Source organism: Pseudomonas antarctica (genome assembly GCF_900624995.1).
GTDB classification, from domain to species: domain Bacteria; phylum Pseudomonadota; class Gammaproteobacteria; order Pseudomonadales; family Pseudomonadaceae; genus Aquipseudomonas; species Aquipseudomonas antarctica.
This window is the reverse complement of sequence record NZ_UYXQ01000218.1, coordinates 1-3475: the sequence shown is the minus strand read 5'-3', so window position 1 is coordinate 3475 and position 3475 is coordinate 1. Positions and strand designations below refer to the sequence as shown.

General features: G+C 60.3%; 3 protein-coding genes and 1 pseudogene. 2 read left to right on the top strand and 2 right to left on the bottom strand.

Annotated elements, in window-relative coordinates; genetic code table 11:
* Positions 1 to 179: 179 nt before the first annotated feature.
* Positions 180 to 797 carry a TPM domain-containing protein gene (locus E0F99_RS29350; protein ID WP_083359696.1) on the top strand — a complete coding sequence of 206 codons (618 nt, stop codon included), beginning with the start codon at positions 180 to 182 and terminating at the stop codon, positions 795 to 797.
* 221 nt (positions 798 to 1018) lie between these two features.
* The gene (locus E0F99_RS29345) at positions 1019 to 2236 is read left to right on the top strand and encodes a class I SAM-dependent methyltransferase (protein WP_083359695.1); all 1218 of its coding nucleotides are present in this window, start codon (positions 1019 to 1021) and stop codon (positions 2234 to 2236) included.
* Between the two features lie 46 nt (positions 2237 to 2282).
* Here E0F99_RS29345 and E0F99_RS29340 read toward each other — a convergent pair whose 3' ends face one another.
* The gene (locus E0F99_RS29340; RefSeq protein WP_130909116.1) at positions 2283 to 3182 is read right to left on the bottom strand and encodes a DMT family transporter; all 900 of its coding nucleotides are present in this window, start codon (positions 3180 to 3182) and stop codon (positions 2283 to 2285) included.
* A 117-nt stretch (positions 3183 to 3299) separates the two neighbouring features.
* A pseudogene (locus E0F99_RS30800) lies at positions 3300 to 3475 on the bottom strand (IS110 family transposase); the annotation flags it as partial.

Sequence of the window (3475 nt, the reverse complement as noted above, 5' to 3'; positions counted from 1 at the left end):
GGGGTTGTGGCTGTGCAATCGCCTGGGCCTTCCGGTTTGCGCTATTTTGCTGGCCATTCTCAGCAGCAGTGGGCGTGGCGGCGGTGGCGGTGGCTTCCGAGGCGGCGGCGGTGGTTTTGGCGGCGGTGGTGCCTCAGGCGGCTGGTAATGACTATAACTAGAAAGGGGCATCTACAACCATGGCACTACTGAGTGAACACGAGCAACGCCAGGTCGCCGAGGCGATCGCTCGGGTCGAAAAAACCACCGATGCCGAACTGGTCACGGTGCTGGCGGCCTGTGCCGATGATTACGCCTACATTCCGTTGCTATGGGCCAGCCTGATCGCGTTGGTGGTGCCCGGCGTGGTGCATTACTTGTCGGGCTACCTGAGCATGTACACCTTGCTGTTGGCGCAGTGGGCGACCTTCATTGTGTTGTGCCTGGTGTTCCGCCTGCCCAAGGTCACCACCCGGTTGATCCCGCGCTCGGTGCGGCACTGGCGCGCGTCTAACCTGGCGCGCCGCCAGTTCCTGGAGCAGAACCTGCACCACACAATGGGCGGCACCGGCGTGCTGATTTTTGTCAGCGAGGCGGAGCGATATGTGGAGATTCTGGTGGATGACGGCATCTCCAAACGATTGGATGACAGCAGTTGGGACAACATCGTCAAGGCGTTCACCCAGCAGGTGAAACAGGGGCAGACGTTGGCGGGGTTTATTGCGTGTATCGAGGCCTGTGGCGAGTTGCTGAAGGTGCATGTGCCGGTGACGCAGACGCGTAATGAACTGCCGAATCGGTTGATCGTGCTCGAATAACCCTGGCAACACGGAGCTAAAAATGTGGGAGGGGACTTGCTCCCGATAGCGCTGTATCAGGTACAGCTGAGCTGACTGACACACTGCCATCGGGAGCAACCCCCTCCCACAGTTGGAGCTGTGCTGAGCGTTCGAATCGACCACTGGTCAAATAACCCCGTGCCCTGAACCACTATCCCCCCTAAAATGCCCGGCATTTCCTGCCTGAGGCGTTTTTGTTCATGTCCGTCACCGCTCAACCTGCCCGCCCTGCGCCGGATCATCACGCCCAGTTCATCGAACTGCTGAGCGCAAGCCTGGCGCAGCATGCGTTTATCAAGCTGGTGCTGGCCAAGTACGTCGGCGAAGAAGCCGAGCTGCAACGGCTGATCATCAAGCCGGTAACGGTCAAGGAGCAGGCGTGCCTGTCGTTCGTCTACCGCTACAAGACCCGCGACATCACCAAGAACTTGCCCCTGGCCGACGGCGTTGCGGCGATTGCCGAGCTGCTGCCCGCGTCGTTCAAGAATGCGCACTTGTTGTCGCTGACCGACGAAGCCCAGCTGGAATACAGCAAGAAGAACAAAAGCTCGCTGTTCAAAAGCAAGCCGCAGCAATTGCGTGAGGCACCGTCCGCCGAGCACAACCGCGAGAAAAATCGCTTCCTCGATCTGAGCCGGCCGTTCCTCGCCGACCTGGGCGTGACCGATGCCAAGCAGGCGCTGATCCCGTCGATGTCGCGCAAGTGGAAGCAGATCAACAAGTTCATCGAAGTGTTCAGCCACGCGCTGACGTCGTCACCCTTGAAGCTTGACCAGCCGGTGCGTGTTGCCGACTTTGGTTCCGGCAAGGGTTACCTGACCTTCGCCATCCACGATTACCTGCGCAACACCCTCAAGGCCGAGGGCGAAGTGACCGGCGTGGAACTGCGTGAAGACATGGTGACCCTGTGTAACAACGCCGCCGCGCGCCTCGAACACCCAGGGCTGGTGTTCAAGTGCGGTGACGTGCGCAGTGTGGCACCGAGCGAACTGGACGTGATGATCGCGCTGCATGCCTGTGACATTGCCACTGACTACGCGATTCACACCGGCATCCGTTCTGGCGCGTCGATCATCATGTGCTCGCCGTGCTGCCACAAACAGATTCGCCTGCAGATCCAGAGCCCGGTGCTGCTCAAGCCGATGCTGCAATATGGCCTGCACCTGGGCCAGCAGGCGGAAATGGTCACCGACAGCTTGCGCGCCTTGTACCTTGAGGCCTGTGGTTACGAGACCAAGGTGTTCGAGTTCATCTCGTTGGAACACACCAACAAGAACAAGATGATCCTGGCGGTCAAGCGCGCCGAGCCTTTGGATAACGCGCAGTTGCTGGAGAAAATCCAGCAGTTGAAGGCGTTCTACCAGATCAGCGAACACTGCCTGGAAACCTTGCTGCGCGCCGATGGCTACCTGAGCTGAGAACGCTGCAAATCCAATGTGGGAGGGAGCAAGCTCCCTCCCACATTTAGACGGCACTCGGCTTGGTAGCGGGCGCTGGTTGCACCACGGTCTTGCGCCCCAGCATCACCGTCACGATCACACCACAGGCAAACAGCCAGGTAATCGGCTCGATCTGTTCACCAAAGAACAACGCCGAAAACGCGATGGTAAAGAAAATCTGCAGCAGTTGAATCTGGCTGACCCGGGCAATGCCACCCATGGCCAACCCGGCGTACCAGGCGAAGAAACCCAGGAATTGCGAGAACAGCGACACATAGCCAAACGCCCACCAGGCGCGTGTAGAAATCGCACCTTGATGCTGCGCCGCCAGGTACCACACCGGGCCGATCAACACGGGCGTCGACAGCACCAGCGCCCAGCAAATCACCTGCCAGCCACCCATCTCCTTGGCCAACCGGCCACCTTCGGCATAACCCAGGCCGCCCACGGCAATTGCGCCGAGCATCAATAAATCACCCGCCTGGATACTGCCGGCGCCGGTGATCAACGCATAACTCAACACCAACGCACTGCCCAGCGCCGCACAGGCCCAGAAAGCTTTTGACGGCCGCTCATGGGACAGCCACGCCGCGTACAGCGCCACGCACAGTGGCTGCAGGCCGTTGACCAGCGCGCCATGGGAGGCGGGCACGGTTTGCATGGCCCAGGCTGACAGCACCGGGAAGCCGAGGATGACGCCCGCGATGACCAGGCACAGCCCGCGCACCTGGCGCCAGGTCGGCCAGCGCTCGCGGCGCCACAGCAACAGCGCCGCCGCCGGGATCGCCGCGAACAAGGCACGGCCCAGGCCGTTGAGAAATGGGTGAACTTCCTGCACCACGATGCGGGTGAAGGGCAGGGTCAGGCTGAAGATGATGACGCCCAGCAGGCCGAGGGCCATGCCGGTGTTTTCGCGCGAGCTCATGATGGGGACCGAAACTAGGCGGCTTCAAGGGACGCCCATCTAGCCACAACCCCCGCCGATTGCGGGCCTACAGCTGGGTGCGGATTTATCCGTACAGTTGAGGTCGTGTGGGAGATTCTATGGTTGAGGGGAAGCCTCCAAAACCGCTTTTGACTGGTATTCGCTCTGATTTTTCATGAGTGAAAACGCAATACGTGCCAGCTTGCGGGCGATGATGACCAGGGCCTGAGTCGTTTTCAGGCCCCTGGCCAGGTAACCTTCATACAGCGGCTTCCAAGCTTTTGACCTGATGC